This is a genomic window from Burkholderia catarinensis (genome assembly GCF_001883705.2).
Lineage (GTDB): Bacteria > Pseudomonadota > Gammaproteobacteria > Burkholderiales > Burkholderiaceae > Burkholderia > Burkholderia catarinensis.
The window spans coordinates 22,497-47,457 of sequence record NZ_MDEQ02000023.1 but is presented as its reverse complement, the minus strand read 5'-3'; the positions used below and the strand labels follow the sequence as shown (position 1 = coordinate 47,457).

The 24,961-nt window shown below is 67.2% G+C and carries 30 protein-coding genes and 1 pseudogene; 16 read left to right on the top strand and 15 right to left on the bottom strand.

Annotation, left to right across the window (positions count from 1 at the left end; all coding sequences use genetic code 11):
• Positions 1–34: 34 nt before the first annotated feature.
• Positions 35–559: a formaldehyde-activating enzyme gene (gene fae / locus BFF94_RS29060; protein ID WP_031397394.1), complete on the bottom strand. Its 525-nt coding sequence runs from the start codon at positions 557–559 to the stop codon at positions 35–37.
• A gap of 325 nt (positions 560–884) precedes the next feature.
• Here fae and BFF94_RS29055 point away from each other — a divergent pair, with 325 nt between their 5' ends.
• The 3 genes from BFF94_RS29055 to BFF94_RS29045 all read left to right on the top strand — a co-directional run bounded on the left by BFF94_RS29055 (position 885) and on the right by BFF94_RS29045 (position 3,146).
• Complete coding sequence (locus BFF94_RS29055; RefSeq protein ID WP_246637446.1) at positions 885–1,898, top strand: LysR family transcriptional regulator; 1,014 nt, start codon at positions 885–887, stop codon at positions 1,896–1,898.
• A 184-nt stretch (positions 1,899–2,082) separates the two neighbouring features.
• Positions 2,083–2,433 (top strand): hypothetical protein, encoded by a 351-nt coding sequence (locus BFF94_RS29050; protein WP_128847493.1) that lies wholly within the window; start codon positions 2,083–2,085, stop codon positions 2,431–2,433.
• Between the two features lie 152 nt (positions 2,434–2,585).
• Positions 2,586–3,146 (top strand): hypothetical protein, encoded by a 561-nt coding sequence (locus tag BFF94_RS29045; RefSeq protein ID WP_128847495.1) that lies wholly within the window; start codon positions 2,586–2,588, stop codon positions 3,144–3,146.
• Here the strand turns inward: BFF94_RS29045 and BFF94_RS29040 are convergent, their stop codons facing one another.
• Positions 3,147–4,022, bottom strand: a complete 876-nt coding sequence (locus BFF94_RS29040; protein ID WP_011356411.1) for a LysR family transcriptional regulator — start codon at positions 4,020–4,022, stop codon at positions 3,147–3,149.
• A gap of 161 nt (positions 4,023–4,183) precedes the next feature.
• Here BFF94_RS29040 and BFF94_RS29035 point away from each other — a divergent pair, with 161 nt between their 5' ends.
• Both BFF94_RS29035 and BFF94_RS29030 read left to right on the top strand, forming a co-directional pair.
• The gene (locus BFF94_RS29035; RefSeq protein ID WP_128847497.1) at positions 4,184–5,503 is read left to right on the top strand and encodes a DUF3422 family protein; all 1,320 of its coding nucleotides are present in this window, start codon (positions 4,184–4,186) and stop codon (positions 5,501–5,503) included.
• Positions 5,504–5,532: 29 nt separating this feature from the next.
• Positions 5,533–5,733 (top strand): hypothetical protein, encoded by a 201-nt coding sequence (locus BFF94_RS29030; RefSeq protein WP_128847499.1) that lies wholly within the window; start codon positions 5,533–5,535, stop codon positions 5,731–5,733.
• 73 nt (positions 5,734–5,806) lie between these two features.
• Here the strand turns inward: BFF94_RS29030 and cynR are convergent, their stop codons facing one another.
• A complete protein-coding gene (cynR, locus tag BFF94_RS29025) occupies positions 5,807–6,694 on the bottom strand; it encodes a transcriptional regulator CynR (RefSeq protein WP_128847501.1) in 888 nt (295 codons plus the stop codon).
• 113 nt (positions 6,695–6,807) lie between these two features.
• Between cynR and BFF94_RS29020 the strand changes: the two genes are divergently transcribed.
• The 3 genes from BFF94_RS29020 to BFF94_RS29010 all read left to right on the top strand — a co-directional run bounded on the left by BFF94_RS29020 (position 6,808) and on the right by BFF94_RS29010 (position 8,660).
• Positions 6,808–7,467: a carbonic anhydrase gene (locus BFF94_RS29020; RefSeq protein ID WP_128847503.1), complete on the top strand. Its 660-nt coding sequence runs from the start codon at positions 6,808–6,810 to the stop codon at positions 7,465–7,467.
• A gap of 30 nt (positions 7,468–7,497) precedes the next feature.
• Positions 7,498–7,968 carry a cyanase gene (gene cynS / locus BFF94_RS29015; RefSeq protein ID WP_089491865.1) on the top strand — a complete coding sequence of 157 codons (471 nt, stop codon included), beginning with the start codon at positions 7,498–7,500 and terminating at the stop codon, positions 7,966–7,968.
• Positions 7,969–8,225: 257 nt separating this feature from the next.
• Positions 8,226–8,660, top strand: coding sequence for a GNAT family N-acetyltransferase (locus tag BFF94_RS29010; RefSeq protein WP_128847505.1), 435 nt, complete (start codon positions 8,226–8,228; stop codon positions 8,658–8,660).
• Between the two features lie 79 nt (positions 8,661–8,739).
• On the opposite strand, the gene BFF94_RS29005 is transcribed toward BFF94_RS29010, so the two are convergent.
• Positions 8,740–9,636: a LysR family transcriptional regulator gene (locus tag BFF94_RS29005; protein ID WP_128847507.1), complete on the bottom strand. Its 897-nt coding sequence runs from the start codon at positions 9,634–9,636 to the stop codon at positions 8,740–8,742.
• Between the two features lie 146 nt (positions 9,637–9,782).
• On the opposite strand from BFF94_RS29005, the gene tam reads away from it, so the two are divergent.
• Together tam and BFF94_RS38030 are read left to right on the top strand one after the other, a co-directional pair.
• Entirely contained in the window at positions 9,783–10,568 is a 786-nt protein-coding gene (tam, locus tag BFF94_RS29000) for a trans-aconitate 2-methyltransferase (protein WP_128847509.1), read from the top strand.
• Between the two features lie 68 nt (positions 10,569–10,636).
• Positions 10,637–10,840: pseudogene (locus tag BFF94_RS38030) on the top strand (porin); the annotation flags it as partial.
• Between the two features lie 63 nt (positions 10,841–10,903).
• Here the strand turns inward: BFF94_RS38030 and BFF94_RS28990 are convergent.
• Positions 10,904–13,354 carry a phosphocholine-specific phospholipase C gene (locus tag BFF94_RS28990; RefSeq protein WP_128847511.1) on the bottom strand — a complete coding sequence of 817 codons (2,451 nt, stop codon included), beginning with the start codon at positions 13,352–13,354 and terminating at the stop codon, positions 10,904–10,906.
• Between the two features lie 43 nt (positions 13,355–13,397).
• Positions 13,398–13,535, bottom strand: a complete 138-nt coding sequence (locus BFF94_RS38025) for a hypothetical protein (protein ID WP_226127085.1) — start codon at positions 13,533–13,535, stop codon at positions 13,398–13,400.
• A gap of 258 nt (positions 13,536–13,793) precedes the next feature.
• On the opposite strand from BFF94_RS38025, the gene BFF94_RS28980 reads away from it, so the two are divergent.
• The 3 genes from BFF94_RS28980 (at position 13,794) to BFF94_RS28970 (ending at position 15,161) form a co-directional block, all read left to right on the top strand.
• The gene (locus tag BFF94_RS28980) at positions 13,794–14,087 is read left to right on the top strand and encodes a DeoR/GlpR family DNA-binding transcription regulator (protein ID WP_246637445.1); all 294 of its coding nucleotides are present in this window, start codon (positions 13,794–13,796) and stop codon (positions 14,085–14,087) included.
• Positions 14,088–14,227: 140 nt separating this feature from the next.
• Positions 14,228–14,719 carry a molybdopterin-dependent oxidoreductase gene (locus BFF94_RS28975; RefSeq protein WP_128847514.1) on the top strand — a complete coding sequence of 164 codons (492 nt, stop codon included), beginning with the start codon at positions 14,228–14,230 and terminating at the stop codon, positions 14,717–14,719.
• 118 nt (positions 14,720–14,837) lie between these two features.
• The gene (locus tag BFF94_RS28970) at positions 14,838–15,161 is read left to right on the top strand and encodes a winged helix-turn-helix domain-containing protein (protein WP_128847547.1); all 324 of its coding nucleotides are present in this window, start codon (positions 14,838–14,840) and stop codon (positions 15,159–15,161) included.
• 23 nt (positions 15,162–15,184) lie between these two features.
• Here the strand turns inward: BFF94_RS28970 and BFF94_RS28965 are convergent, their stop codons facing one another.
• Both BFF94_RS28965 and BFF94_RS28960 read right to left on the bottom strand, forming a co-directional pair.
• Complete coding sequence (locus BFF94_RS28965; RefSeq protein WP_128847516.1) at positions 15,185–16,531, bottom strand: DUF2325 domain-containing protein; 1,347 nt, start codon at positions 16,529–16,531, stop codon at positions 15,185–15,187.
• A 109-nt stretch (positions 16,532–16,640) separates the two neighbouring features.
• Positions 16,641–17,138, bottom strand: coding sequence for a hypothetical protein (locus BFF94_RS28960; RefSeq protein ID WP_128847518.1), 498 nt, complete (start codon positions 17,136–17,138; stop codon positions 16,641–16,643).
• A gap of 77 nt (positions 17,139–17,215) precedes the next feature.
• Here BFF94_RS28960 and BFF94_RS28955 point away from each other — a divergent pair, with 77 nt between their 5' ends.
• Together BFF94_RS28955 and BFF94_RS28950 are read left to right on the top strand one after the other, a co-directional pair.
• Positions 17,216–17,440, top strand: coding sequence for a hypothetical protein (locus BFF94_RS28955; RefSeq protein ID WP_246637443.1), 225 nt, complete (start codon positions 17,216–17,218; stop codon positions 17,438–17,440).
• A gap of 147 nt (positions 17,441–17,587) precedes the next feature.
• The gene (locus BFF94_RS28950) at positions 17,588–17,992 is read left to right on the top strand and encodes a nuclear transport factor 2 family protein (RefSeq protein ID WP_128847520.1); all 405 of its coding nucleotides are present in this window, start codon (positions 17,588–17,590) and stop codon (positions 17,990–17,992) included.
• Between the two features lie 123 nt (positions 17,993–18,115).
• Here the strand turns inward: BFF94_RS28950 and BFF94_RS28945 are convergent, their stop codons facing one another.
• The 5 genes from BFF94_RS28945 to BFF94_RS28925 all read right to left on the bottom strand — a co-directional run bounded on the left by BFF94_RS28945 (position 18,116) and on the right by BFF94_RS28925 (position 21,900).
• Positions 18,116–18,319: a hypothetical protein gene (locus tag BFF94_RS28945; protein ID WP_246637442.1), complete on the bottom strand. Its 204-nt coding sequence runs from the start codon at positions 18,317–18,319 to the stop codon at positions 18,116–18,118.
• A gap of 144 nt (positions 18,320–18,463) precedes the next feature.
• A complete protein-coding gene (motB, locus tag BFF94_RS28940) occupies positions 18,464–19,420 on the bottom strand; it encodes a flagellar motor protein MotB (protein WP_128847522.1) in 957 nt (318 codons plus the stop codon).
• Positions 19,421–19,430: 10 nt separating this feature from the next.
• Positions 19,431–20,300, bottom strand: coding sequence for a flagellar motor stator protein MotA (gene motA / locus BFF94_RS28935; RefSeq protein ID WP_128847524.1), 870 nt, complete (start codon positions 20,298–20,300; stop codon positions 19,431–19,433).
• Positions 20,301–20,797: 497 nt separating this feature from the next.
• On the bottom strand, positions 20,798–20,953 hold the full coding sequence (locus tag BFF94_RS28930; RefSeq protein WP_158062073.1) for a hypothetical protein: 156 nt from the start codon (positions 20,951–20,953) through the stop codon (positions 20,798–20,800).
• A gap of 62 nt (positions 20,954–21,015) precedes the next feature.
• Complete coding sequence (locus BFF94_RS28925; protein ID WP_128847526.1) at positions 21,016–21,900, bottom strand: helix-turn-helix transcriptional regulator; 885 nt, start codon at positions 21,898–21,900, stop codon at positions 21,016–21,018.
• 187 nt (positions 21,901–22,087) lie between these two features.
• Between BFF94_RS28925 and BFF94_RS38020 the strand changes: the two genes are divergently transcribed.
• Complete coding sequence (locus BFF94_RS38020; RefSeq protein WP_246637441.1) at positions 22,088–22,579, top strand: hypothetical protein; 492 nt, start codon at positions 22,088–22,090, stop codon at positions 22,577–22,579.
• On the opposite strand, the gene BFF94_RS28915 is transcribed toward BFF94_RS38020, so the two are convergent.
• Both BFF94_RS28915 and BFF94_RS28910 read right to left on the bottom strand, forming a co-directional pair.
• A complete protein-coding gene (locus BFF94_RS28915) occupies positions 22,497–23,882 on the bottom strand; it encodes an MFS transporter (RefSeq protein ID WP_128847528.1) in 1,386 nt (461 codons plus the stop codon). The two genes, BFF94_RS38020 and BFF94_RS28915, sit on opposite strands and share 83 nt — an antisense overlap.
• 182 nt (positions 23,883–24,064) lie before the next feature.
• On the bottom strand, positions 24,065–24,928 hold the full coding sequence (locus tag BFF94_RS28910; RefSeq protein WP_128847530.1) for an XAC2610-related protein: 864 nt from the start codon (positions 24,926–24,928) through the stop codon (positions 24,065–24,067).
• Between the last annotated feature and the right edge of the window lie 33 nt (positions 24,929–24,961).

The window sequence follows — 24,961 nt, the reverse complement described above, 5'->3', positions numbered from 1 at the left end:
CCAGTTGCGGCCTTGTGCCGGCCGCTTGTCGTCGTCAGTTTTTCTTCGGGGTGTAGAACGGATTCGACACATCGCGCGCGGCGGCGAATACGGCGTCGCGATGCGGCAGCCCTTCCATCGCGGCGACGATCGCGTTGCGGCACGCGCGGTAGTTGTTCTCGAACACGGCGTCGAGATCGTCGGTCTGCGGATTCACCCAGTTCGCCGACACGACGACCCAGTCGTTCTCCGCCTCGGGCGGCAGCGTGCCGTTCTCGAGCGCTTCGGCCACGGCCTTCGCGATGCCGGCCTGCGATGCGCCCCACGTGGCATTGCCGTGGAAGTCGCCGGCGATCTGCGCCTTGTTCACGTACAGCGTGAGCGGCTTGGTCGGCACGCCCGGCTGCGCGATCACGACGAACGGCGCATGGCCGGCCGACGGCGTCGCGAGCGCGGTCGCGAACGCCTGGCCCGCGGGGCCGTTGCGCGGTCCGACCAGCACGTTGATGTGCGCGAGGTTGACGCCGGGGCCTTCGAAGCCTTCGCCGATGTAAAGCTGCCTGGGTTGGGATGCGGTCATTGCGGTGTCTCGTCCATGAGGTTGGTGTGGGGCGATTGTGGTGGGCCGCGGCGCGGCCGGTGAATCGATGTTTCCTGATCGGGCTATGAGTTTTCGTCGTCTCCGGGAAAGCCCCGAACCCGGCGCGCGAACGCCCGCCGGGCGGGCCGAGGCCGCCGTCGTGACGGCATGCTCGGCGGAGTCGGCGGGTGGACTTTCGCGTACCGGCTCCGGGTTTGTCATACCCGGGCAGGGGTTGGAGGGCCGGGCGCATCCGGACAACAATCGGCGTACTCCGAGCCCTATCTTTCGTCTTCCCTTCCATTTTCGAAAGCGAGTAATTCCGATGGCTGCCATTGAGAAACCTGTCGCTTCGCGCGAGACCTCCCAAGGGGGGGCGTCCCCCAGGGGGACTTCCTTCGGGACGGAAAACGCGGGGCGGCCCGGCGTTTTCTCGAAGCCCGATTGGTCGAAACTGAGTTCGCTCGATCCGGAGCTGATCCGGGCATTCGTCGCCGTCGTCGAAAGCGGCGGCTTCACCGCGGCGGCCCGGCAACTGCATCGCACGCAGTCGACGATCAGCCTGCGCATCCGCACGCTCGAGGAGCGGCTCGACACGCATCTGTTCATGCGCAACAGCCGGCGGCTCGAGCTGTCGCGCGATGGCGAGAATTTCCTGATCCACGCGCGGCGGATCATCCAGGTGCAGAACGATGCGATCCGCGCGCTGAAGCAGGCGAGTAGCGATCGCGGCGTGGTGCGCTTCGGGCTGCCCGAGGACTATGCGGAGCTGTGGCTGCCCGACCTGCTGAAGTCGTTCTATGCGAAGCGGCCGGGCGCGCGCCTGCATGTGCAATGCCGCACGTCGCTCGAACTGCTCGAACGGCTGCAGGCCGGCGAGCTCGACGTCGCGCTCGTCGTGCGGCACGGGCCGAACGCGGGCGGGCGGCTGCTCGGCCGTCACGACGTCGTGTGGGCCGCGCATCGCGACTTCGCGCTCGGCGCGCATGCGTCGGTGCCGCTCGCGCTGTTTCCCGAAACGTGCTGCTACCGGCAGCGCGGGCTGCAGGCGCTCTCGATGGCCGAGCGGCCGTATCACGTCGTCTATACGAGCCAGAGCCCGACCGGCATCAAGATCGCGGTGAACCACGGCGCGGCCGTGACGATGATCGATCGCTGCACGCTGCCCGAGAGCTGGCGCGTGCTCGACGAGACGGACGGGTTGCCGCCGCTGCCGGCGGCCGATCTCGAACTGCATCGCTCGCCCGGCATCTGCGACCCGCTGACCGACGATCTGGTGTCGCTGATCGAATCGATGGTCGACGAGCGGAGGCGCGCGTCGCTCGAGGCGTTCGCGTAGCGGCGCAACCGGGGCGCCGACGCGAACGACGGGACGCGATCCCGGCGCGCGCAGGCCGGCAGGCGGCACGTTGCGTCCCGCATGCCCTTTTTTGCACCGCCTCGGCGTTTTTTTGCACGACGTTTATGCGGTCTCTTCTAAGCTGCGGATGTGTCGAACAGCCGAGACGGCTTCCGTCCGCTCCATGACCTTCATTCATCCCGTTCCCGCCTTCGATGTCGCCGGCCGCCGGTTGCGTGCCGGCGCACGCAACAACGTCATCCCATTCCCGCCGCCGCTCCCGCGCCTGCAGTTGCCCGTCACGCTGACGGCCGACTCGGGTGAACTCGCGCGCGCCCGGCTCGCGGCGCTGCTGAATTCCCCGCTCGGCGTGTATGTCGTCAGCGCGCGGGCCGTACGCGACGTGATCCACGTGCACTTCGACATCGCGGCGGAGGATCTGGATTTCACGCTGCACATGCTGATCGCGCAGCAGGCCGATGCGGTGATCGGGCCGGTCGCGCGTCGGTTGCGCGTGGGGCCGAAGGCCCGGTGAATCGGGGAACGGATATTGCTCGTTCTTCGTTGATGACTGGTTTGATCCGCCGCCGGACTGCCCGTCGCCGTGCCGCCCGCCCGCAGGCGGCGGACGTGCGTGTGTGTGTGCGACTCGCCGTGTGCGGCGCCGATCCTGAATACGGAGGGGTCATGGACCTCATGGAAGCAGTGCCTGTCGCGCAACCGGCAAGCCGCCGCGTACGGCCGGCGTCGCTGCCGTCGGGCCAGCAGCTCGCGCGTCAGCTCGTCGCGACGGTTCGCGTGGCCGAAGTGCTGCTGCACCAGGCGATCGTCGTGCCGGACGGGCATCAGTGGTCGGTCGATACCGATCGGGCCGACATGGCCGGCGGGCCGCTCGTGGCCTGGGAGACCTGTGTGACCTGGCGGATCGGCAAGGTGTTCGCGCCGGCGGTCAGCCCGGCCGCGCGCGTCAACGATCCCGGCCAGGTCGCGGTCGAGATCCGCCTGTGCCTGCCTGAGCAGGAGTATGTGGCCGAGCGGCGCGTGAGCATCTTCGGCCACCGTCACGGCAACGGGTTCGGCGCGATGCTGTCGGTCGCGTCGGGCCCGCAGTGGAGCTGGCGACGCACCGAGCACGTCGTGCCGGAACACAGGCACATGCGCGCCGATACGCTCGAAGCACTCGTCGATGCGATCGCCGCGAACGTCAACGCGGCGCTCGGCGCGGCCGGATTCGGCGCGACGCGCTGATCACGCGTCGCCGGTTTGCCCCGTCTGGCGCTGCAGGTCTTCCATCAGCTGTTCCGCGAGAAAGTCGCACGGCGGCCGCTTCGATTTCGTGCTGCGCGCGAGGATCAGCTCGAGCGGCGGCAGGTCGGGCAGCCCGTGCGAGCGGCCGAGCATCGACAGTTGCGCGGGAATCGCGCAGCGCGCGAGCGGCGCGACCGCGAGGCCGGCCTCGACCATGCTGAGCAGCCCGAGCAGGCTCGGGCTTTCATAGGACGTGCGGTACGGCACCTTCGCGCGTTCGAGGCTGCGGATCGCGTTCTCGCGCGCGACGCTGCCCGGCATGAACACCGCGATCGGCAGCGGCCGTTCCTCCCATACGCGCGGCCCGTTCGTCATCGCGGCCCACGCCATCGGCTCGTGGCGGATGAAGTCGCCGGACAGCCCCTTGATGCGCGTGCCGCACACGAGATCGACGGTGCCGTCCTTGATCAGCGGCGCGAGCGCGCTGCTCGGCAGCCCCATCACCTGGATCTCGACCTTCGGGTAGGTCGCCGAGAATTTCTTCAGGACCGACGGCAGCAGCGACGACGCATAGTCGTCCGGCACGCCGATCACGACTTTACCGGTCACTTCCGGTCGCACCACGGCCGCCCACGCCTCGTCGCGCAACGCGAGCATTCGTCTGGCGAATCCCAGCAGCACCTCGCCTTCGCGCGTCAGCACGATGCTGCGCGGCTTGCGCACGAACAGCGGCCGGCCGATCGCGTCTTCCAGGCTCTTGATCTGCATGCTCACGGCCGACTGCGAGCGGTTCACGGCCTCGGCGGCGCGGGTCATGTTGCCGGTCTCCGCGACGGCGACGACGGTGGCCAGCACGTCGTGATCGAGCATCTTCATCGGTATCAGGAAAACTGAATGTAACGATCAGCATTATGCGTTTTTATTGTTGCTGTGTGTCTGCCATAGTGCGATCACGCTGGCGTTGCGCCCGAGGGCGGCGCGGCGGTCGGGCCGGCTGAGCCGGCGTGCAGGACTGAACAGGGAAGAATGGTGTATCGATGATGGACCATCCGTTGCGCGCCGCACTGGCCGCGGAATTGCATGCCCGGCCGTTCCTGCGGCTCGCCGAAGCCGTGTCGCTCACGCATTACGCGATCTACGCGGACGGCCAGCCCGATATCCACGAAACGCTGCTGCACGCGCTGTGCCGCGATACCGGCATTGCCGCGCCGCACGAAGGCGCGACGCACTACGCGGTGCAGTCGCCGAGCGGCTGGCACCTGAAGTGGGAACGCCACACCGAATTCTCGACCTTCACGTTCGTCGCGCCGCGTCGCGACACCGGCTATTTCGACGGTCTCGCGATCGACGGCATTCCGGCCGCGTGGTTCGCGCGGCTTGCCGGCATCCGCTTCGTCGCGGTGCGGATGGAGTTGCTGTCGGGCGACGCCGCGCGGCTCGTCTGCGGCGACCTGCGCCGCTGGATCGACGGGCCCACGCTCGTCGGCAGCAACGTGCTCGGCGGCGGCAAGGTGTTCTGCGACTGGCATGTGCGCGACGACGGCTTCATGCGCTTTCTCGTCGTCGACGAGGATTTCCGCGAGGAGCAGGGCGGCCGCCTGCTGCAGCGTCTTCACGAAATCGAAACGTACCGGATGATGGCGCTGCTTGCGCTGCCCGTCGCGCGCCGGATGAGCCGCGAGCTCGACGAGATCCATGCGGCGCTGCATGCGCTGATGCAGCGGATGGATGCGAGCGGCGCCGACGGCGACGACGCGGCGCTGCTCGTCAAGCTCACGCATCTCGCGGTGCGGGTCGAATCGCTGTCGGGATCGGGCGCGCGCTTCAGTGCATCGCGCGCATACGAAAAGCTCGTGCTGGCGCGCATCCAGGAATTGCGCGAGGAGCGCATCGAAGGCATGCCGACGATCGCCGAATTCATGGAGCGGCGCTTCGCGCCGGCGATGGAGACGTGCCGCAGCGTGTGGGCGCGCCACGAGCAGATCGCCGCGCGGATCGCGCGGGCGGTCGACCTGCTGCGCACGCGCGTGAATCTCGCGCAGGAAAAGGACGTGACGCGTCTGCTGGCGGGAATGGAGCGCACCGCGCGCAATCAGCTTCATTTGCAGCATGCGGTCGAAGGGCTGTCGGTGGCGGCCATTTCGTACTACGTGCTGTCGCTCGCGACGGCGGCGTTCAAGGCGCTACACGTGATGAACCTGCCGGTCGATCCGGAACTGGCGGAAGGCCTGCTGATCGCGCCGGTCGTGTTCGCGGTGATTCACATCACGCGGCGCACGCGCGCGCAGCTCGCGCGATCGGAGGCCGCGCAAGACGGCACGCCCGTGCATGCGGCGGCGTTGAAGCAGGTCAGCTAAAAAATCAACGACATATCAAAGGAGTGGAGATGACTTTTTCGCAGAAACAAGCGGCGTTTTTCAGCGGTTTCGACGCGTTCGACGAACCGGTATCGGATGATGCCGGTGCGCCGGAAGAGGCGCGCGTGACGTCGTACCAGGCCGTGCTGCAGGAACCGATGACATCGCTGGTCGGGAACACGCTCGACCGGCCGGATGTCGCGTCGGTGGCGATTCTCGGGTACAACTGACGCGACTGTTCGCGCCGATCCGATGTAGCGCAGGCGTTCATGACCCGGCTGTCGTCGGGCGTGGTTCGCCTGTTCATTTCCCTTTCCCCGCCCCCTGCGCGAGCGCCAGCTCGACGAACGCACGCGCGGCCGCGCTCCGGTACGCGCCCTTGCGCTGTAGCAACACGGCCGTGCGCCGCAGCACGGCCGGATCGAGCGCGACGGCGACGAGATCGTCGTGCCCGGTCGCGATCGTTGCGGGCACCAGCGTCGCGAGGTTCGTGCGGCGTACGATCTCGATCACCGCACCGAGCGAATTCGCCTCCATCAGCACGCGCGGCTGCACGTCGTGCTCGCGGAAATAACGGTCGATCTGTGCGCGCGTCGCGAACTCGGCGGTGAGCAGCACGAGCGTCGCGTCGTGCAGCGCGCGCAGGCCGGCCTTGCGTTTCCCGGCGAGCGGGTGCCCGCGGTTCACGACGAGCGCGAGCGTTTCGACCAGCAGCGTTTGCGCTTCGATATCCGCCGTCTGCACATCCTCGAATGCAATGCCGACATCGAGCTCGTCGTCGACGAGCAGCGCCTCGATGCGTTCCTGCGACATTTCGCGCACCGACAGTGACACGTCAGGATAGCGGCCGTGAAACGCCTCGACGAGCGGCCCGACGAGATAGCTCGTGAAGGTCGGCGTGAGCGCGATGCGCAGCGAGCCGCGGCTCAGATCCTGCACATCGTGAATCGCACGCCGGCCTTCCGCGAGATCGTGCAGCGCCTGCCGCGCATAGCGGAAATACACGTCGCCGGCGTCGGTCAGACGCGTGACGCGCCCGGTGCGGTCGAACAGTTGCGCGCCGAGCGTTTCCTCGAGCTGGCGAATCTGCTGCGACAGGGCGGGCTGCGACACGTGCAGCGCAGCGGCTGCGCGCGTGAAGCTGCGGTGTTCGGCGACGGCCAGGAAGTAGTTGATATGGCGCAGCAGCATGGTGATTCCTATAAGTCGTGCTTATCCGCTAGATCATAAATCAGTCTTTTACGTTATTGGAAGTCAGGCGTAACCTGCCCTTCATCGATTCCACCTGTACCGGAGAACACGCGATGAAGGACATTATTGAAGGCTTCCTGAAGTTCCAGCGCGACGCCTATCCGGCGCGCGCGGCGCTGTTCCGCGATCTCGCGCGCAGCCAGAACCCTCGGGCGCTGTTCATCTCATGCTCGGACAGCCGGCTCGTGCCCGAACTCGTCACGCAGCGCGAACCGGGCGACCTGTTCGTGATTCGCAACGCGGGCAACATCGTGCCGTCCTATGGCCCCGAGCCGGGCGGCGTGTCGGCGTCGGTCGAATATGCGGTCGCCGCGCTGCGCGTCACCGATGTCGTGATCTGTGGGCATTCCGATTGCGGCGCGATGACCGCGATCGCGACGTGCCAGTGCATGGACCACATGCCGGCCGTCGGCCATTGGCTGCGCTATGCCGATTCGGCGCGCGTCGTGAACGAGGCGCGCACGCATCGCAGCGAACGTGAGCGGATCGACTCGATGGTGCGCGAGAACGTCGTCGCGCAACTTGCCAACCTGAAGACTCACCCCGCCGTGCGGCTCGCGCTCGAAGAAGGGCGTCTCGCACTGCACGGCTGGGTCTACGACATCGAATCGGGCTGCATCGACGCCTACGACGGCGCGACCGGCCGGTTCGTGGCCCTCGCGAACCATTCCGGTGTTCGCGCCACCCCCGCGACGCTCCCTGTCGCGGCCTGAATCGCCCCTACCCAACTACGAGGAATTGCCATGATCCAGTCCCAGCACAGCCAGACTGCGCGCCACGCGCTTGCGGAAACCGTCGTTCTCGCGAAGGCGCGCAAGAACCTGTCGTTCGCACAGCTTACCGAAGGCACGGGCCTGAGCGAAGCGTTCGTCACGGCCGCGCTGCTCGGCCAGCATGCGCTGCCGGCCGACGCGGCGCGCGTCGTCGCCGACAAGCTCGGCCTCGACGACGACGCGGTGCTGCTGCTGCAGTCGATCCCGCTGCGCGGCAGCATCGACGATCGCGTGCCGACCGACCCGACCATCTACCGTTTCTACGAAATGCTGCAGGTGTACGGCACGACGCTGAAGGCGCTGGTCCACGAGAAGTTCGGCGACGGCATCATCAGCGCGATCAATTTCCGGCTCGACGTGAAGAAGGTCGACGATCCCGAAGGCGGTTCGCGCGCGGTGATCACGCTCGACGGCAAGTACCTGCCGACCAAGCCGTTCTGACGCCGACGCGGCGCCGCAGCAGCGGTGCCGTACAAGTTCGCACGACGTGCGCCGGCGGGCGCTGTACCCCGTGCGCTTGCCGAGCGGCAAGACGGTCGTGTCGAACCTGTCGAGCGCGCACCTGATGACCGACGGCGCGCGCGCGATGCGCCCGCCGTCCGCGTTCTTTCGCGATCGTGCGGGGTGGGCGCCGGTCCTGCTTTGCTGGCATCATGTCGGACGAATCGTCGCCGACCCGTTACCCACGCCTTCGCGCCATGACAGCCCATCCCGACGTTACCCTTCGACTGACCGATACCGAACAGCCGGCTGCACGCGACCTCATCAGCCGCAAGCTCGGCGAATTCAACCATGCGATGACGGGGCGCGCCGACGCGGCCACGCTCGACGTCTACGTGACCGATCCCGCAACCGGCGAGATCGTGGGCGGCCTCACCGGCCGTACTTCGCTCGGCCTCTTCTTCATCGATCTGTTCTACCTGCCCGAATCGTTGCGCGGCGGCGGATTCGGCAGCCGGCTGCTGCGGGAGGCCGAAGCAGAAGCGAAACGGCGCGGGTGCGCGCGGGCGGTGCTGTACACGATCTCGTTCCAGGCGCCGGACTTCTACCGGAAGCAGGGTTACGAGACGTTCGGCGAAGTGCCGTGCGAGCCGGAAGGGACCGCGCGCGTGTTCATGGTCAAGGTGCTTTGAGCGCGTTTTCGGGCAACAGGCGTGTTCCCGACACCTGCCGACATCCGGCGATGCCTCCGGCACCTGTACCACTCACCGATCACCGCGCCGGCGCCGCGCGCTCGACGATCATGTCGTAAAGCGCGCGCGCCGCGGGCGACAGTTGCGCGCTCTTGCGCGTCACGAGCACGAGCGTGCGCGACACCGACGGCTCGACGAGCTCGACCGTGCGGATCATCGGATACGCGTTCTTCTGGATCGCGAGCTTCGGCACCACGGCCGCGCCGAGCCCTTCCGCGACGAGCCCGAGCGCCGTCGAGCTGCGCTGCACTTCGTAGAACGAATGGAGCGATACGCCGCTCGTCTTCAGCGCGCCTTCGAGCAGCCCGCGATTGCCGCTCACTTCGCCGGCGAAGATCAGCGGATGCGGCTGCAGTGCCGCCCAGCGGATGCGCCGCCGCTTCGCGAGCGGATGATCGTCGCGGCAGACGAGCACGTAAGGGTCGTGCGTGAGCGGCACACTGACGAGTTCGGGGTGCTGGTCGCCGGCGATGCCGATGCCGAACTCGGCTTCGCGCCGCAGCACGGCCTGCAGCACCGAGGCCGATGCGTGATCGAGGATCTTCACGCGATCGTGCGGCCGGTGCGCGGAGAACGCGCGCAGGATACGGGGCAGGTATTGCACGCCGACCGTCGGCACGCACGCGATCGTGACGTCGCCGCGCTGGCTCAGGCCGGTCTCGCGGATTTCGGTCAGCGCGTCAGACAATTCGTTCAGCAGCCGGCGCGCCTGCGGCAGGAAGCGCCGGCCGATCTCGGTCAGCGTGGTGCGGCGCGTCGTGCGTTCGACCAGCGCGACGCCGAGATACGCTTCGAGCTTGCGCAGCCGCTGCGTGATCGCCGTCTGCGTGACGTGCAGCGTGTCGGCTGCCTGCCTGAAGCTGCCGCCGTCGGCGATCGCGACGAAAGCCTGTACCCCGAGCGTATCGATCTTCATCAGAATTTTGAATCAATAGCGATATTAAATTCATTTTACTGAAGGTCGATCGAAGTCGCAGAATGCGCTGCATCGACGGCTGCATGCATCCCGCGCCCGGATGCGCCGCAGCCTTCCATGCAGTGCATGCCATCAGGAGAACCATCGTGACGACCCCGCTCGATCAATACGCAAGCCAGTACGTGCAATTCGAGGACGAACGCACGCGGCCGGTGCGTGACCTGCTGGCCGCCGTGCCGAAGACGCCGATCCATACCGCAATCGACATCGGCTGCGGCCCCGGCAATTCGACCGAAGCGCTGATCGCTCGCGCACCGGACGCGACGGTCCACGGGATCGACGCATCGGCGGACATGATCGCGGCCGCGCGCAAGCGCCTGCCGGCGCTGCGTTTCGATCTCGCCGATGTTGCCGCGTGGGACGATCCGGGCGGCTATGACCTGATCCTGTCGAACGCGGTGCTGCAGTGGGTGCCCGCGCACGACATGCTGTTCCCGACACTCGTCGGCCGGCTCGCGCCGGGCGGCCATCTCGCGGTGCAGATGCCCGACAACCTCGACGAACCCGCGCACCGGCTGATGCGCGAAGTTGCCGCGGCCGGGCCCTGGGCGGACAAGCTGAAAGACGCGGCGCGCACCGAGCGGTTCGACGCGCGGTACTACTACGCGCTGCTGTCGCCGCTGTGTTCGCGCGTCGACGTGTGGCGCACGACCTACTACCACCCGCTGCGGGGCGGCGCGGACGCGGTCGTCGAATGGTTCAAGGGCAGCGCGCTGCGGCCGTTTCTCGCGGCGCTCGATGATGCCGAACAGCGCGCGTTCCTCGCGCGCTATCGCGATGCGCTTGCCGGGCCGAACGGCTATCCGGCGCTCGACAACGGCACCGTGCTGCTGCCGTTTCCGCGGCTGTTCATCGTGGCGACGCGAAAGTGATGCGGCAATGACCGGACGGGCGGCGGTGCGTCAGCGCACCGGCCGCACCGATTGAAGGCAAGTGACGCGAGGTCAAGGCCGCAGTCGACTGCGCGCTGTCGAGGCACACCGACGTGTACGTGAGCGCGGCCTGCCAGAAGGCGTCGGGCAGCGACACGATCAACGGCCGAGCGGTGCCGGTGCGGGCCGAGATCGGCTCGTCGGCGTCGTTCGTCGGCAACGCGGGCGCGAACACGCAGCTCGTCACGCGGATCGGCCTGCGCCACACGTTCCGATCGACACGGCACACGAGCGGGCGCTCCACACACCGGAGCGCCCGTTTCGCCGTGGCGCCCTCAGATGCTGATCGCGACGGGCCCCGCGAGCGGCGTGTAGCCGTCATCGAACAGATACCACGCGTCGTACTGGCCCGACGCGAGCGTGCTGTTCGCGGTCGACGAGAACAGCAGCGAGCCGGTGCTCTTGGGCAGGTATGCCCACGACTTGTAGCTGCCCCTGGTCGGCTGCGCGCCGCGCGCAAAGATGCCCACCCAGTTCTTCGGGCTGTGGCTCCACGGCGGCGCGACGTAGTCGAACCGCAGCGTGCCGAACGTCGAGCCCTGAGACGCGAGCGACGCGACGAACTTCTTGCCGGTATTGCCGATCGCCGAATCCGTGAGCAGCGCGCCGGATTGCGTCTGCACGCAGCCGGCCACCCGGCGCAGGAAGTTCGGATCGTTCGCGTCGCGGATGCTGGCGTCGTACCAGCCGCCGTCGCCGTACCACGTGACCGCTTGCGTCGCGCCGGCGGCGACGGTGACCGACTGCCGCGTGTTCATGCCATATGCGTTGTCGGTGAGCTGGAACGTCGTCGCGCTGGAACCTGCCGAGTTGTCGAGCGTGATCTGCACATTGCCGTTCGCTACGTCGTAGCACAGGCTGATTTCGGCGGTCGACCCCGTGTTGCCGGACGAACCGATGCTGCCCCGGAACGTCTGCAGGAAGCCGTTCGGCCCGTACACCGAATAATCGTAGCTGCCGCCGCTATTCAGCGCGAGCGAATCCGACAGGTTCGTGCACGGGCTCGCGCCGGCCGCGATCGTGTAATGCCGGGGGATCGTGCTCGTGCCGTCGACCCACGCCTGCAGGTGCACGCCGGCGGTGCCTGTGTTGGTCATCGTCAGCGCGAGCGCGTTGCCGGCGCGGTTGACCTTGCCTTGCACGAAGAACTCGTAGGGCAGGCGGCAGGCGGTGCTGCGGCCGGCGGTCTGCGCCGGCACCGCGGTGGTGGTCGGATAGGGGATCAGGACGGTCGAGCCGTTCGGGTTCATGTTGCTCGCCGGCGGCTGGATCGCGGGCACCGTCTGGTCGGCGTTCGAGAAATCGAAGGCCGACGTCAGGTCGCCGCACACCGCGCGTCGCCACGGCGAGATATTGGTTTCCTGGAACCCGAATCGCGCCTCGAGGAACCGGACCACCGACGTGTGATCGAAGACCTGCGAATTCACCTTGCCGCCCTTCGACCACGGCGAGATCACGAACATCGGCACGCGCGGCCCGAGCCCGATCGGCACGTCGCCGCTGGCCGAACCATCCGATGCGCTGCCGCTGCTGGCGACGAATTCCGCGGCCGTCGAGACCGTCGACTGGCCGGTGCCGGCAGCAGAGCTGGCCGGGACGGCGGGCGGCACGTGATCGAACAGGCCGTCGTTCTCGTCGTACATCACGAGCAGGACCGTGCTGGCCCAGACCTTCGGATTCGAGGTCAGCGCATTCAGCACGTTGCTCACGTACCATTCGCCGCCGCTCGCGGCCCACGACGGATGCTCACAGTACGCATAAGGCGCGGCGATCCACGACACTTGCGGCAACGTGTCGTTCGCGACGTCGGCCTGCAACTGGCTGAACAGGTTCGTGTCGTATTCCTTGCCGCCGCCGCTCGGGTCGATCTGCGTGCCGTTGATCGCGGGCGCGAGCGGATCGTTGGCGCCGAGGTTCTGGTACTGCTTGAAGTTGAGAACGATGTTGTCGCCGTAGTTCCCGTTCCACCAGAGCGTGCTGCCGGCGCTGTTGGAATTGCCGTATGCGTGGCCGGAATCCAGGCCGTTGCCCTTGTCCTGGTAGAACTTCCACGTGACGCCGGCGGCGTTCAGCCGCTCGGGCAGTGTCGTCCAGCCGGTGCCGGTCATCGTGTTGTCCGTGTACGGCGAATAGCCCGGCACGTTGCCGCAGCAGCCGGTCCACAGATACAGCCGGTTCGGATCGGTCGGGCCGAGCATCGAGCAGTGGTAGTCGTCGCACACCGTAAACGCGCTCGCCAGTGCGTAGTAGAACGGGATGTCGTTCTGCGTGAAGTAGTACATCGTGCCGCTGGTCTTCGCACCGGTCCAGTTGTCATAGCGGCCGTTGTTCCAGGCGCTGTGCGTGGTGCCCCAGTCGTGAGGGAGGTCGCCGTAGTAGGTGTCGCCGTTCGCCGTGCCGGAGGGCGGGGACGGGTTGAACGGGAACACGTAGGACAGCATCCAGGGCTGGCGCCACACCGGATACCCGCTCGAAATCACGACCGGCCGCGGATCGCCGAAGCCGCGCGCGCCGCCCAGCGTGCCGAGGTAGTGGTCGAACGAACGGTTTTCCTGCATCAGGATCACGACGTGCTTCACGTCCTGGATCGTGCCGGTCACGGTGGCAGCCGGAATCGCCTGGGCGCGCGCGATGCTTTCGGGCAGCATGCCCGTGATCGCGGTGGCGCCGGCGAGCTTCAGCGCATCGGCGAGGAACTGACGTCGTGTTGCGGGTTTGTTTTGCATGATCGCTCTCTGTCTTGGATGGCTGGCCTGGGGCCTGCGTCGGTCAGTGGCACGCGCTCGCGCAGTGCAGGACGGGCGTGGACGCCGAACCCGGTGCGGCCGCACGCGCGGCCGCCACGTTGGCCGCGGTGCCCGAGTCGCCATCGCCGCAAGCGGCCAGCGTGCACAGGAGTGCGATCATGAAGACGCCGCGCCAGTGCGGAAAGGCGCTTTCCGGCCGTGGCGGCGTGACGAAAGGCTTTCGATCCGATTCGAATCGGATTGCTGATTGATCGGGATGGTTGCTGCGTGTTCCGTATCTCATTACCCCTCCAGACATGAAATGGACAGCAGAGAATATCGCCCGAATCAGAACAACTTCATGACAGGCCATCCGCGCGTGCCCGCCGCTTGCGAAAGCCTCGAGTCGGGATTGGTCGCGACCGGATCCGCATGATTCATGATCGGCACCATCAGCTACCGCGCCGATCTCGCGCTGCTGTCGCCGGTCGGCGTCGATCACGTCCGCGGCGCGACGAACTACAACCGGATGGAATCCGAAGTGGCGCGCGCGATGGTGAGCAACGCGGCGGACGTGGCGATCCTGGCCGATTTCAGCAAGCTCGGCACGAACAGCCGGATCAGCTTCCGCGAGCCGGCGCGCATCGGCGCACTGGTGACGGACCAGAAGGCGGAATCGGTCGACAGCTTCAGGAGCATCAGGAAGGTCATCAAGAACATCGTGCTGTCGTAGCGCCGGGCGGCGCGGGTACGATCGGCCGCCGTCATGCCGCCCATGCGACGCGCATGCTGCCGGCCGGACTTTTCCCGGCGTAATATATCCACCGATACAACGAAGGCGCGCCGACCGGCGGGCCGTCACGGAGGCGGGCGATGGAGATGGCAGGGACGGCGGCGCCTTCGGCGCATCAGGTGGCGGCAGGTTCGATCACGCTGACGGGCGCATTCGTGCGGCCGATGACGGTGACGCTCGACGATCTGCGCCGGCACGCAAGCGCGACCGCCGAGCCGTTCGACTTGCGCTGCTTCACGACGAACCGCTTCATCCGCGCGGTCGCGCCGTATCGCGGCGCGCGGCTGAAGGATCTGCTCGATGCGGCCGGGCTGCGCAACGACGCGCCGGGCGACTTCAAGCGCATGGTGTTCATCGCGCATGCGCACGACGGCTATGCGGTCGCGTTTTCCTGGCACGAGCTGTTCAACACGCCCGTCGGCGAACACGTGATCGTCGCGTTCGAATGCGGTGATGCGCCGCTGTCGATCGACGACGGCGCGCCGCTGCTGTTCTCGGGCGCCGATATCCTGCCCGCGCCGCGCCATGTGAAGCGGCTGGCCGGCATCGTCGCGCGCGTGCTCGAGGTCTGAGCTGGCGCTTGCTGCGGGCGTTCGCCGCGCCGGCCATCGTGTATGCTTGCCCGCATCGTTTAACCGGCCAGACAACATGAAGACTTCGGCACACCCCAAGCCAGAGGTGCGGTTCAGGATGCGCATCCAGCAGGCCGACACGATCGCGCTCGGCCCGGGCAAGGTCGCGCTGCTCGAAGCGGTGCGCGAGCACGGTTCGATTTCGGCGGCGGCGCGCAGCCTGGAGATGTCGTACCGGCGCGCGTGGCTGCTGATGGACGAGCTGAACCGCTCGCTGAAGTCGCCGGCGACGGTGTCCGAGCATGGCGGGCAGAGCGGCGGCGGCAGCGTGCTCACGCCGGTCGGCGAGGAGATCATCCGCCTCTATCGCGGAATCGAGGCGCGTGCTTACGCGGCCTGCGCCGACGAAATTGCCGCGCTCACTAAAATGGTGCGCCGCTAACAGGATCGTTGCGGGAACAGGCCCTAGCCGTGCCGCAGGCAGAAGCGCGGCGTGTCGCCCGTGGACGCATCCGCCGGCATGACCTCGCGCGCTTGCGCATCGAGCCGCCCGATCAGTTCGACGAAGCTGGCGACGCTGGCGGTCCGCAGCGGGTAATACGCGATGTGATGGCGTTCGCAGATGCGCTTGAGCAGGTTCATCGAATCGTGGTCGATGCAGTCGACCGGGAACACGACCATGTGCGCGCCCGGTAGCGCAGCGGCCAGCAGGCCCTTGCGATCCTCGATGCCGCCGTCGTGCAGCGTCACGTCGCCGCCCGCGGCTTCGACGATCCGCCGGATCGCGCGGTTCGAACCGGGCCGCCCGCCGACATAAACAACGCGCTTGCGCTGCAGCATCGACAGCGACTCCGCCACGGGCGCGGCGGGATCGTCCGTCGACGCCTGCACCGCCTGTTCGATCGCGCTCGCTTCCGCGCGCAGCGTCTTCACCATCGCCATCAGGTCGTCGAGCCGCGCACGCATTGCGCGGGCACTCGCCTGTTCGGCGGCGATCCGCTGTTCCGCCGCCTCGCGACGGCTCGTGTGCAGTGCAACGCGTTCGTCGCGCGCGGCCAGCGCTTCGCGCAGTTCGTGCACTTCATCGCGCAACACGCTTTCGGCGCTCGTCGGCTGTGCGTGCTGACGCGCGATGCATGCGTCGCGCTCCTTCAGTGCGGCATCGCGCTCCACGCTCATCTCGTGCAGGCGCGCCTGCTGCCGTTCGATCTTCGCGTGCAGCACCGCGTTCTCTTCCTCCAGCGCGACCAGCCGCCGGATATCGGCGCGATTGGCCGCGCCGACCAGGTGCGACAGCATGTGCAGGTCGCCGAACGCGGCCTGGCGCACGCCCATCGTCGCGCGCGGATGCGTCATCAGCGCCCAGTACGCGGGCGGAATGTCGCCGTTCTTCAGCGCTTCTTTCCAGCGCGCGAGGAGTTCGTCCGCGTCCTTTGCGTTTTCGAACGCGCGTATCGCCCCGGCATAGCGCTCGTCGAGCGCCTTGTGCAACGCTTTCGCGCCAGCCGTGCCGTCGATCGCGAGTTCGACGGCCGCATGGTGGATTTCGAGGTCGGTTGCGCGCTGGCGGTCGAGATCGGCGAATTTCGGCACGAGCTTGCGCAGTTCATGCGTGGTCAGGCAGGTGCCGATGATCGAGCAGTGCAGGTGCGAATCGAGTTCGGACAGGCGCGCGCGGCGCTTCAGCGCGGCCTGTTGCGCGCGGGACGGCGCGCAGCATGCATCGATCCGCATGCCGGTTGCAGCGGGGGTATGACCGCCGGACGACGAGAGATCCGCCGTGCGGGCAAGGCGAAAGGGCGGAGCGTGCATGTTGACCTCGATCCGGCGCTGACGGCCCGGAGACGGATGCGCGAAAGATTCGCGAAATATACCACGGAATATAACGGTAGAAATGTCGGGGAAGCGCCCGGCTCGCGGGTCAGCAGAGCGCGGCGGATTCCGGGCGCGATGCGGGCGTGTGGCGTTCGATCACGTGTTCGACGCACAGCCCGACCAGCAGCACGTCGACCCGCTCCAGCGCGGCCGCCGCATCGCGCATCGCGGCCGGGTCGTTGCTGAACGCATCTGAAAACACGTCGTCGCGCGTGCGCTCGAGGGCGCGCGCCTGCCCAATCGCGCGTTCGAGGTCGGACAGGCGCGTGAAGCGGGCGGCACGCGCATCGCTTTCGAGCGTCGCCAGCAGTTCGCGCAGGCTCAGCGCGGACAGCGTTTCGTCCGTCGCTACAGAGAACACCCGGACGAAACGGATGACGCTGCCGCGCAGGCGCCGGAACGCATCGACGACGTCGGTGACCTGCTGCGCGCGCCCGTCGTTCGGCAACGGCCTGAGCGTGCTGATCTTGCGCGTGAGTGTCAGCGTCGGCGCCTGGGCGCGTGCGACTCGCAGCGGGGCGCGGTCCGTCGGCGTGTGAGGCATGGCGTGTCTCCGGTGGTACAGATAGCAATATATTCTATGGGATATAACGATGGCGCGGCGAACATGCTTCGCGGATTTTGATCGACATCGCGACGCGCGAGAAAGCGAGTCGCGCGGCGTCGGCACGCGATGTCGCCACCGCTTATTGCCTGGGAACGCCGCTGCACGATGAAATCGCCGTGCGCAATGCCGGCTTGCTTGAGCTGGCGATGGACCGGGCGACCGAGGCCATTGTCGCCCGCCATGGCGACGGGCCGGTGGTCGGCAATATTCAGGCGCACGTCATCGTGGCGGCAGGATAGCGGGGCCGCGGTTTGCTCATACCAAATCCACGCTGCCCGATTGCTCGTGAACCCCTGCGTGCCGCCCCACGGTTCGACTATGCTGAATTGTCTGCGGCCCGAACTCCGCGCCGCAGCGCGGCGAACCGGCAATGACGGGAGGGCGCGATGAGCGAGCAAAGCAACGTGCAACTGGTGCAGCAGGCGTACGCGGCGTTCGGCAGGGCCGATATTGACGGCGTGCTGCAGACGCTGTCCGAAAGCGTCGACTGGTTCATCCCGGGGCCGGCCGACGTCGTTCCGTTCGTCGGCAGAAGACACGGGCCGCAGGAGGTCGCGGCGTTCTTCGCTGCGCTTGCGTCGACGCAGACCGCGGAACGGTTCGAGCCGCTCGAGTTCATCGCCAGCGACAACCGGGTCGTCGCGCTCGGCACGCAGCGCTGGCGTGTCCATTCGACCGGACGCACGTACGAGGACGACTGGGTGCACCTGTTCACGATCGAAAGCGGGAAGGTCGCGACGTTTACCGAGTATCACGATACGGCGGCCGAAGCGGCGGCACATCGACGGTGACGGCGCTGCAGGCGTGCCGGGCTGCCGAGGAAAACCAGGTCGACCAGGCGGGGCCGCCGTGCCCTGCGGCCCCGGCATCCGGCGCGGCTGGTTCAGCCCGCCGTGCCGCTGCCCGAAGCGGCCTTACATGAAGCCCGGATTCTTCGGAAGATAGCGCGTCCTGTCGCCGCAGTCGTGCGTGGACATCGTCACCATCGGCAGCGTGAATCGCATGCCTTGGCTGGCCGCGATCGCCAGTGCGTCGCTCGTCCCGTGAACGAACGCGGAGACCTGCGTTGCCTCGCCTGCGACGGCCAGCGCCAGCGCCGCCCGGAATGCATCGGGCATCGCATGTGCGTGCATGACCGCCAGCGGACCGATGTGGCCCGTGGCGGCAACGTATGCATAGCCGACACGCAAAAAAACGACACCGTCCCACCTGGCACGGTGTCGCCAACGGCCTGAACGGCCGCGCTCGTCAGTCGATCGAGTCTAGTGCGGCCGCATGGCCGCCGCCGGCGAGACGGCGGCCCGGATGCCGGGTGTCTCGTCCACGGTCGTCCGGCCGCCGTCGCGAAAGAACGCCTGCTCGGCGGTATTGTTCATGACGAGGATGCTGATGCGGCGATTGGTCGGCTCGTCCGCCACGTTCTTGTCGAGCGGCAGCACATCCGCGAGCCCCCGCACCTGGAGCAGCTTTGCTTCCCGCAACCCGCCGGCGACCAGCGCGCGCCGCGCGGCGTTCGCCCGATCGCTGGAGAGTTCCCAGTTCGAATAGCCGGTCGGGCCGTCGGGATACGGCGTCGAGTCGGTGTGCCCCGCGATCGACACGCGGTTCTCGACATCGTCGAGGGCCGCGCCGACCTGCGTGAGAATCGCGGTGGCATAGCTTTCGGGCTGCGAACTGCCCGACGCGAACATCGGACGCTTGAGCGAATCGACGATCTCGATGCGCAAGCCCTCGTTGGTGATCGCGATCCGGATCTGGTCCTGGTAGGCGCGCAATGACGGACTTTGCGCAATCGCGGCGGTCAGCTTCGCCTTCAGGCGTTCGAGCTTTTGCGTATCCACGGCGCCGGCGAGCGCCGCGGGCGCGTCGGCCGGCGACGGTTGCGCCTTCCTGTCGACCGCCGGCGTCGGGTCCGACATGTCGCGGCCGCCGCCTTGCACGATGCTCGGACGCGGCGCGTCCGCGTCTTTCCCGCCGGACAGGAGCGTCGACAGCGGCGTGTTGAAATAGTCTTCGATACCCTGCTTGTCGTACTTGGAGAGCGAGCCGAGCAGCCACATCAACAGGAAGAACGCCATCATCGCCGTGACGAAATCGGCGTAGGCGATTTTCCATGCACCGCCGTGGTGGGCGTCATGGTCGTCGCCTTTCTTGCGACGCACGACGACGAGCGAGGACGGCACGGACGGTTTCGACGGGTTGGAGCGACTGTCGGCCATGGCGTCTCCGTTACGCTGCCTTGGGCGACTTCGTCGCGCGGACGGCCTCGTCGAGCTCCTTGAAGCTCGGGCGATCGGCCGTGAACAGGACCTTGCGGCCGAATTCCACCGCAACCGACGGCGCGTAGCCGCTCATCGATGCGAGCAGCACGGCCTTCACGCACTGAAACGGCTTGGCCGCGGCGCGGCCCTTCGCATTGAGCAGGTCGGCGAGCGGACCGACGAAGCCATAGGCGAGCAGGATGCCGAGGAACGTGCCGACGAGCGCGCCGGCGATCATCTTGCCGAGCACGGCGGGCGGCGCGCCGACCGAGCCCATCGTATGCACGACACCCATCACCGCGGCGACGATGCCGAACGCCGGCAGGCCGTCCGCCATCTTCTGGATCGCATTGGCCGCGACCGACGCCTCCGCATGATGCGTATGCAGTTCTTCATCCATCAGATCCTGCATCTCCAGCACATTCACGTTTCCGCCCGACATCATCCGCAAGTAATCGACGATGAAGTCGAGCAGGTGATGATCTCCGAGCACATGCGAATACTTCTGGAACAGCGGGCTTTGTTCGGGCGCATCGACGTCGGCCTCGAGCGACATGATGCCGTCCTTGCGCGCCTTCTGCAGGAGTTCGTACAAGAGGGCGATCAATTCGACGTATTGCTGCTTCGTATAGCCGCCGCCCTTGAAACAGGTGGGCAGGCTCTTGAGCGTCTTCTTCAGCGTCGTGACCGGATTGCTGACGACGAATGCGCCCAGCGCGGCGCCGAAAATGCACAGCAGCTCGAACGGTTGCAGCAAGGCCGGCAAATGGCCGCCGACGCCGACAAAACTTCCGATCACGGACCCGATCACGACGATCCACCCGATTGCAACAAACATGTTTGCCTCTTCTGTGACTTGCGCGGCTGCGTCCGGTTATCGAAAAGCGAGCGGGACGTGTGCGCCGGACGGGCGTGGTCGGTTCCGCATCGTTCCCGCACGGCAGTGGCGCATCGCGTTCCAGGTTCGATCCGGCTGCTTTGCCGATCGGCGGGGTGTGGATGCAATAACGGCAGCGGTCCGCACAACTGAACCCGGGATTCCGCGTATTACGCGTTGCCAGCGTTTCGCGTGTGCGCGGCCTCTGTTCTGGGTTGGCGGGCGGTTTGCTCGGGAATGCGTATTGGCGTCGCGTCACGCGACGTGCGATTTTGTTGATCGAGATCAAGAAAATGTGCCGGCGCGTCGCGATCCATTCCTGTCGGGGCGACCCTCGAACGTCGAGACGACTCACGTGACGGCCCGCTGGCCCGTCGGGCTTCAACGGATGCCGTTGCAAAAAAGCGGCACCGCGCCACGAGACACGGTGCCGCCAACTGCCTGAACGGCCGCTCGGGTCAGTCGATCGCGCGCATCGCGTGGCGCAGTTCCTGATAGCTTCGCAGCCCCGCGACGCCGAGCCCGAAGCCGCCCCGGCACACGTGCCGGTAGATGAGCGGCGGCGCGTTGATCCACGCGAGCCCTGCGCGCTTTTGAAGTCGCAACGTTTGCATCGACGAGGCTCGATGCGAGCGGCGGCGCCGCATCGACGCGGCGCAACTGAAGGCGGCCGCGCTCAGCGGGCGATCGAGGGGGGCGCGGCGCCGTCGTGTGATCCGGTGGAAGGGAAGGCCGCCGTGGCCGAACCCCATGCGGCGAGCTCGCGCTTGGTGCGCACGCCGAGCTTCGCGAACGCGCGCTTCACGTACGACTCGGCCGATGCGACGCGCACGCCGAGGATCGCCGCGGTCTCGGGCACGGTCTTGCCGGAGATCAGGTGCTTGCAGGTTTCGTATTCGCGCTTCGACAGCTTCACGCCGTCGGCCGCGATCCGCGCATCGAACTGCGCGAGCGGATGGACTTCGAGCGTCGGGTGCGCGACGCGCCGCACGGCCGTGGTCGACGCGTGCAGTTCGAGCAGCGGGAACAGCACGTCGCTGATGCTGCGGAAGCGGTTCATCTCGGCGAGCGTGAACGGCGGCCGGTCGCGGCCGCGCTCCAGCGCGATCGAGTGCTGCGAATAGCGCGTGCCGCGCGCGAGCACGCATTCGTGCCCGATATGCACGTCGTCGAACAGCCGCTGGCGGAATTCGCCGGGCGGGATCGCCGCGATGTCGCGCACGACGAGCATCGTGCCCGTCTTGCCGCGCAGCCCCGCGAACAGCGGGTCGCTGTCGAGAAAGCGCTCGTAGTAGAGCGTCATCACGTCGGAGATTTCCGTGGACGCGGTGCCGATGCCGCTGCTGCCGATCCATTCGCAGCGGTAGCCGGTGGGCATCGTGCCGTCGACGCGCGAGCGTTCGACGTGCGCGACGTCGAGCGGCACCACGTCGTTCAGAAGTTGCGTGAGGCGGGGTATGAAATGCGGCGTGCCGACCGTCTCGATCAGCTCGCCCAGCGCCTTGAACGACACGTTGAAGCGATCGTTGTCGCGGTGGAAGGGGTTCACGTTGGGCAGCATGCGGTTCCCCGGTGAAAAGCGGCGCGATTGTAGCGTTCGAGGCCGGAAACGTCATTAAGGGGAAATACCGGCAGCTGTCCTTTCGACCTGCCCCGGCCCGGTAAGACACGGATTGTCCCCCTGAAGGGGGAGCATACCGGGGCAGTGTAAGTGAGGAACTTTATCTCTGGGGCAGGTGATGCGGAGCATGGTGCTGCTCGCCCATATCTTTCCGATGCCGGGCGGCGCCTGGGGCGCGCACGGCGTGTTCGGTTTCGTCGCATGCGTGCTCGGCGTGCTCGTGCTTGCGACGCCGCTGTTTCGCCGCGGCGAGACGCCGGCCGGCGTTGCCGGCAGCATCGACCGCAAGGGCGCGATGCTCGTGCTGTGCGCGCAGCTCGCGCTATACGGCGGCGTCGGTCGCGACGTTCACGCTCGGCGCGATCGTGTTCATCGGTTGCTGGAAACGCTGCTGACCGTCGGCATCGATACCGATGCGTGCGCGCTCGACTACGTGGCCGGCAATCCGCACGACCTCGCGCGCGACGGGTTCCTGTGGTTCCGATACACGGAAAACGGGAAAGCAGGGCGGCACGCGCGTGCCGCCCGAGTGGCGTTTACGCGTCGATGCGTTCGACCTTGCCGACGAGCAGCCCGTACGACAGGCTGCCCGCGAGCGCCATCGCGGCGATGTAGGTGATCGCGCGCGAGAAGTCCGCGCCGTTCACGAGCAGCCCGATCACGATCGGCGTCGCGATCGCGGCGAGGTTGCCGATCAGGTTGAACACGCCGCCCGTGAGGCCGAGCAGCCGCGCGGGCGCGAGCCCCGACACCAGCGACCACGTGATCGACGCGAAGCCGTTGCCGAAGAATGCGATCGTCATGAACGCGATCACCCAGCCCGTCGAGCTCACGTAGTTTGCACCGATGATGCAGGTGGAGATCAGCAGCCCCGAGATGATCGGCAGCTTGCGCGCGAAGCCCTGCGACGCGCCGCGGCGCATCAGCCAGTCCGACAGCACGCCCGAGCACAGCACGCCGACGAACGCGGCGAGGAACGGCAGCGACGCGAGAAAGCCCGACTTGATGAAGTCCATCCCGCGATACTTGACGAGGTAGGTCGGGAACCACGTGAGGAAGAACCACAGCGTCGAGTTCAGCGCGAACTGGCCGAGATAGATGCCCCACAGCTTGCGCTGGCCGAGCACGACGCCGAGGTCGCGCCACGTCGACGGCGTGCGCTCGCTGCGCGCCGCGATACGGTCTTCGAGATCGACGAGCCCGCCGCCGTCGCGGATCAGCGCGATCTCGGCCGCGTTGACGCCGCGAAACGCGCGCGGCTCGCGATACACCGCGTACCAGATCGCGGCCCATGCGATGCCGGCGCCGCCGGTCGCGACGAACACCATGTGCCAGCCGAGATGCCCCTGCAGCCACGCGAGCACCGGCGTGAGGAACGCGAGGCCGACGAACTGGCCCGACGTATAGCCGCCGATCGCGCTCGCGCGCTCGCGGGTCGGGAACCACGTCGTCACCACGCGGTTGTTGATCGGGTAGGCCGGCGCCTCGAGCGCGCCGACCGCGAGACGCAGCACGATCAGCCCGACGAACGAACCCGCGAAACCGAGCAGCAGCGTCGCGGCCGACCACAGCGCCAGCGCGCCCGCATACAGCACGCGCGGCGACACCTTGTCGACGAGCCAGCCGCCCGGAATCTGCATCAGCGCATAGGTCCAGCCGAATGCGGAGAACACGACGCCCGCGCGAACCGGATCGATGTTCAGTTCCTTGAAAAGCTCGGGCGCGGCGATCGACAGGTTGCTGCGGTCGAGATAGTTGATCACGACCGTGACGAACAGCAGCGCGAGGATCAGCAGCCGCTTGCGGCTCGGCGGCGTTGCCTGTGCCGCGGCCGCGCGGGCGGCGGAATCGGATGAGGTACCGGCATGCGCGGGTAGCTGTTCCGGCGGGTTGGCGCGGGTGCGCGACGCGGATTGGGCCACGGTTGTCTCCTGTGTTCTGTGCCCGGCCGTCGCCCGCGAGCGGGGCAGCCGAATCGAATGGCGTTGGGGCGAACGTTAGAGCCGTGGAGTGAAACGCGTCAACATTTGAACAGGCATCCCTATTAATGGGACGCTATGCGTTCAGTATGTGGGAAAGGGCGGCGGTGTCGCCGCATCGTGCATCAGCGGGCCATCGCATCCTTCGTACTGACCCAACCCTGCACGGCGCCGGCGTGCGGATTTCGATACTGCACCCTCAGCCACTGGAAATCGTCGCTCGCGTCGATCAGTTCCAGCGTATCGCCCGCGACGACGTAGCGGCGCGTGGGCCCATCGGTCATCGCGTCGTGCAGCGGCAGGCGCGCCGGGCGCACCTTGAACATGACCTTGCCGGCGTCATAGGCCTGCGGGCGCCGCGACACGCGCTTGCCGCGCGCGTCGTAGGTCAGCCGCATCGACGACGGGCCCGAATCGCCGTCGAGCAGGTCGCGCAGGTCGTCGGGTATCGCTTCGCCGGATTGATACAGATACATCTTGCCGTTGCCGTCGAAACGATAGGCATCGGTGTACCAGACAGGGCCGCCGCGGCACGAACTGTACAGCGTGCGCTCTTTCGGCTTCGCTTGCACGTTGATCAGGTCGTCGCAGTTGCCGTGCGGCATGTTGCCTGCCGGCATCGGCAGCGGCTCGAACTGCTGGCGCGCGGCGTTGTACAGGTAGATGCCGTAGTTTTCGTTGACCATGCCGAGCAGCGCATGCACCGCGAGATCGCGGTGGCCGTCGAAGTTGTAGTCGTCGGCCGCGAGGTGGTAGCGGCCTTCCTCGTCGGCGGCCGTGACGTCGAGCATCTGGGTTTTTCCGCCCGGCAGGAAGCGGACCGTGATGCGCGCGCTGTCGGCGCGCTCGACGCGGGCCGTGACGGTGTCGTCGACCTTGAACGTGAGCAGCGGTCCGGCCGCGTGCGCGGCGGGCACGATCGATGCGCAGGCAGCGAGCAGCAGCGCGGCGACGCGGGGAAGCGGTCGGAATCGCAGGGGGCGCGTCATGTGCGGGCGTCGGAACGAAAGTCGAGGATGAGG

Coding starts and splice junctions, on each gene's coding strand:
- BFF94_RS28975 (WP_128847514.1), top strand. CDS start 14,228: ATGGAGATGGCAGGGACGGCGGCGCCTTCGGCGCATCAGGTGGCGGCA.
- cynS (WP_089491865.1), top strand. CDS start 7,498: ATGATCCAGTCCCAGCACAGCCAGACTGCGCGCCACGCGCTTGCGGAA.
- BFF94_RS28970 (WP_128847547.1), top strand. CDS start 14,838: ATGCGCATCCAGCAGGCCGACACGATCGCGCTCGGCCCGGGCAAGGTC.
- BFF94_RS29035 (WP_128847497.1), top strand. CDS start 4,184: ATGATGGACCATCCGTTGCGCGCCGCACTGGCCGCGGAATTGCATGCC.
- BFF94_RS28910 (WP_128847530.1), bottom strand. CDS start 24,928: ATGACGCGCCCCCTGCGATTCCGACCGCTTCCCCGCGTCGCCGCGCTG.
- BFF94_RS28965 (WP_128847516.1), bottom strand. CDS start 16,531: ATGCACGCTCCGCCCTTTCGCCTTGCCCGCACGGCGGATCTCTCGTCG.
- BFF94_RS29005 (WP_128847507.1), bottom strand. CDS start 9,636: ATGAAGATCGATACGCTCGGGGTACAGGCTTTCGTCGCGATCGCCGAC.
- BFF94_RS38020 (WP_246637441.1), top strand. CDS start 22,088: ATGGTGCTGCTCGCCCATATCTTTCCGATGCCGGGCGGCGCCTGGGGC.
- BFF94_RS29050 (WP_128847493.1), top strand. CDS start 2,083: ATGACCTTCATTCATCCCGTTCCCGCCTTCGATGTCGCCGGCCGCCGG.
- BFF94_RS38025 (WP_226127085.1), bottom strand. CDS start 13,535: ATGATCGCACTCCTGTGCACGCTGGCCGCTTGCGGCGATGGCGACTCG.
- BFF94_RS29010 (WP_128847505.1), top strand. CDS start 8,226: ATGACAGCCCATCCCGACGTTACCCTTCGACTGACCGATACCGAACAG.
- BFF94_RS29020 (WP_128847503.1), top strand. CDS start 6,808: ATGAAGGACATTATTGAAGGCTTCCTGAAGTTCCAGCGCGACGCCTAT.
- motB (WP_128847522.1), bottom strand. CDS start 19,420: ATGGCCGACAGTCGCTCCAACCCGTCGAAACCGTCCGTGCCGTCCTCG.
- BFF94_RS29040 (WP_011356411.1), bottom strand. CDS start 4,022: ATGAAGATGCTCGATCACGACGTGCTGGCCACCGTCGTCGCCGTCGCG.
- BFF94_RS28945 (WP_246637442.1), bottom strand. CDS start 18,319: ATGCCCGATGCATTCCGGGCGGCGCTGGCGCTGGCCGTCGCAGGCGAG.
- BFF94_RS28950 (WP_128847520.1), top strand. CDS start 17,588: ATGAGCGAGCAAAGCAACGTGCAACTGGTGCAGCAGGCGTACGCGGCG.
- BFF94_RS29045 (WP_128847495.1), top strand. CDS start 2,586: ATGGACCTCATGGAAGCAGTGCCTGTCGCGCAACCGGCAAGCCGCCGC.
- motA (WP_128847524.1), bottom strand. CDS start 20,300: ATGTTTGTTGCAATCGGGTGGATCGTCGTGATCGGGTCCGTGATCGGA.
- BFF94_RS28925 (WP_128847526.1), bottom strand. CDS start 21,900: ATGCTGCCCAACGTGAACCCCTTCCACCGCGACAACGATCGCTTCAAC.
- BFF94_RS28960 (WP_128847518.1), bottom strand. CDS start 17,138: ATGCCTCACACGCCGACGGACCGCGCCCCGCTGCGAGTCGCACGCGCC.
- BFF94_RS29030 (WP_128847499.1), top strand. CDS start 5,533: ATGACTTTTTCGCAGAAACAAGCGGCGTTTTTCAGCGGTTTCGACGCG.
- BFF94_RS28990 (WP_128847511.1), bottom strand. CDS start 13,354: ATGCAAAACAAACCCGCAACACGACGTCAGTTCCTCGCCGATGCGCTG.
- cynR (WP_128847501.1), bottom strand. CDS start 6,694: ATGCTGCTGCGCCATATCAACTACTTCCTGGCCGTCGCCGAACACCGC.
- BFF94_RS29055 (WP_246637446.1), top strand. CDS start 885: ATGGCTGCCATTGAGAAACCTGTCGCTTCGCGCGAGACCTCCCAAGGG.
- fae (WP_031397394.1), bottom strand. CDS start 559: ATGACCGCATCCCAACCCAGGCAGCTTTACATCGGCGAAGGCTTCGAA.
- BFF94_RS28930 (WP_158062073.1), bottom strand. CDS start 20,953: ATGCAAACGTTGCGACTTCAAAAGCGCGCAGGGCTCGCGTGGATCAAC.
- BFF94_RS28980 (WP_246637445.1), top strand. CDS start 13,794: ATGATCGGCACCATCAGCTACCGCGCCGATCTCGCGCTGCTGTCGCCG.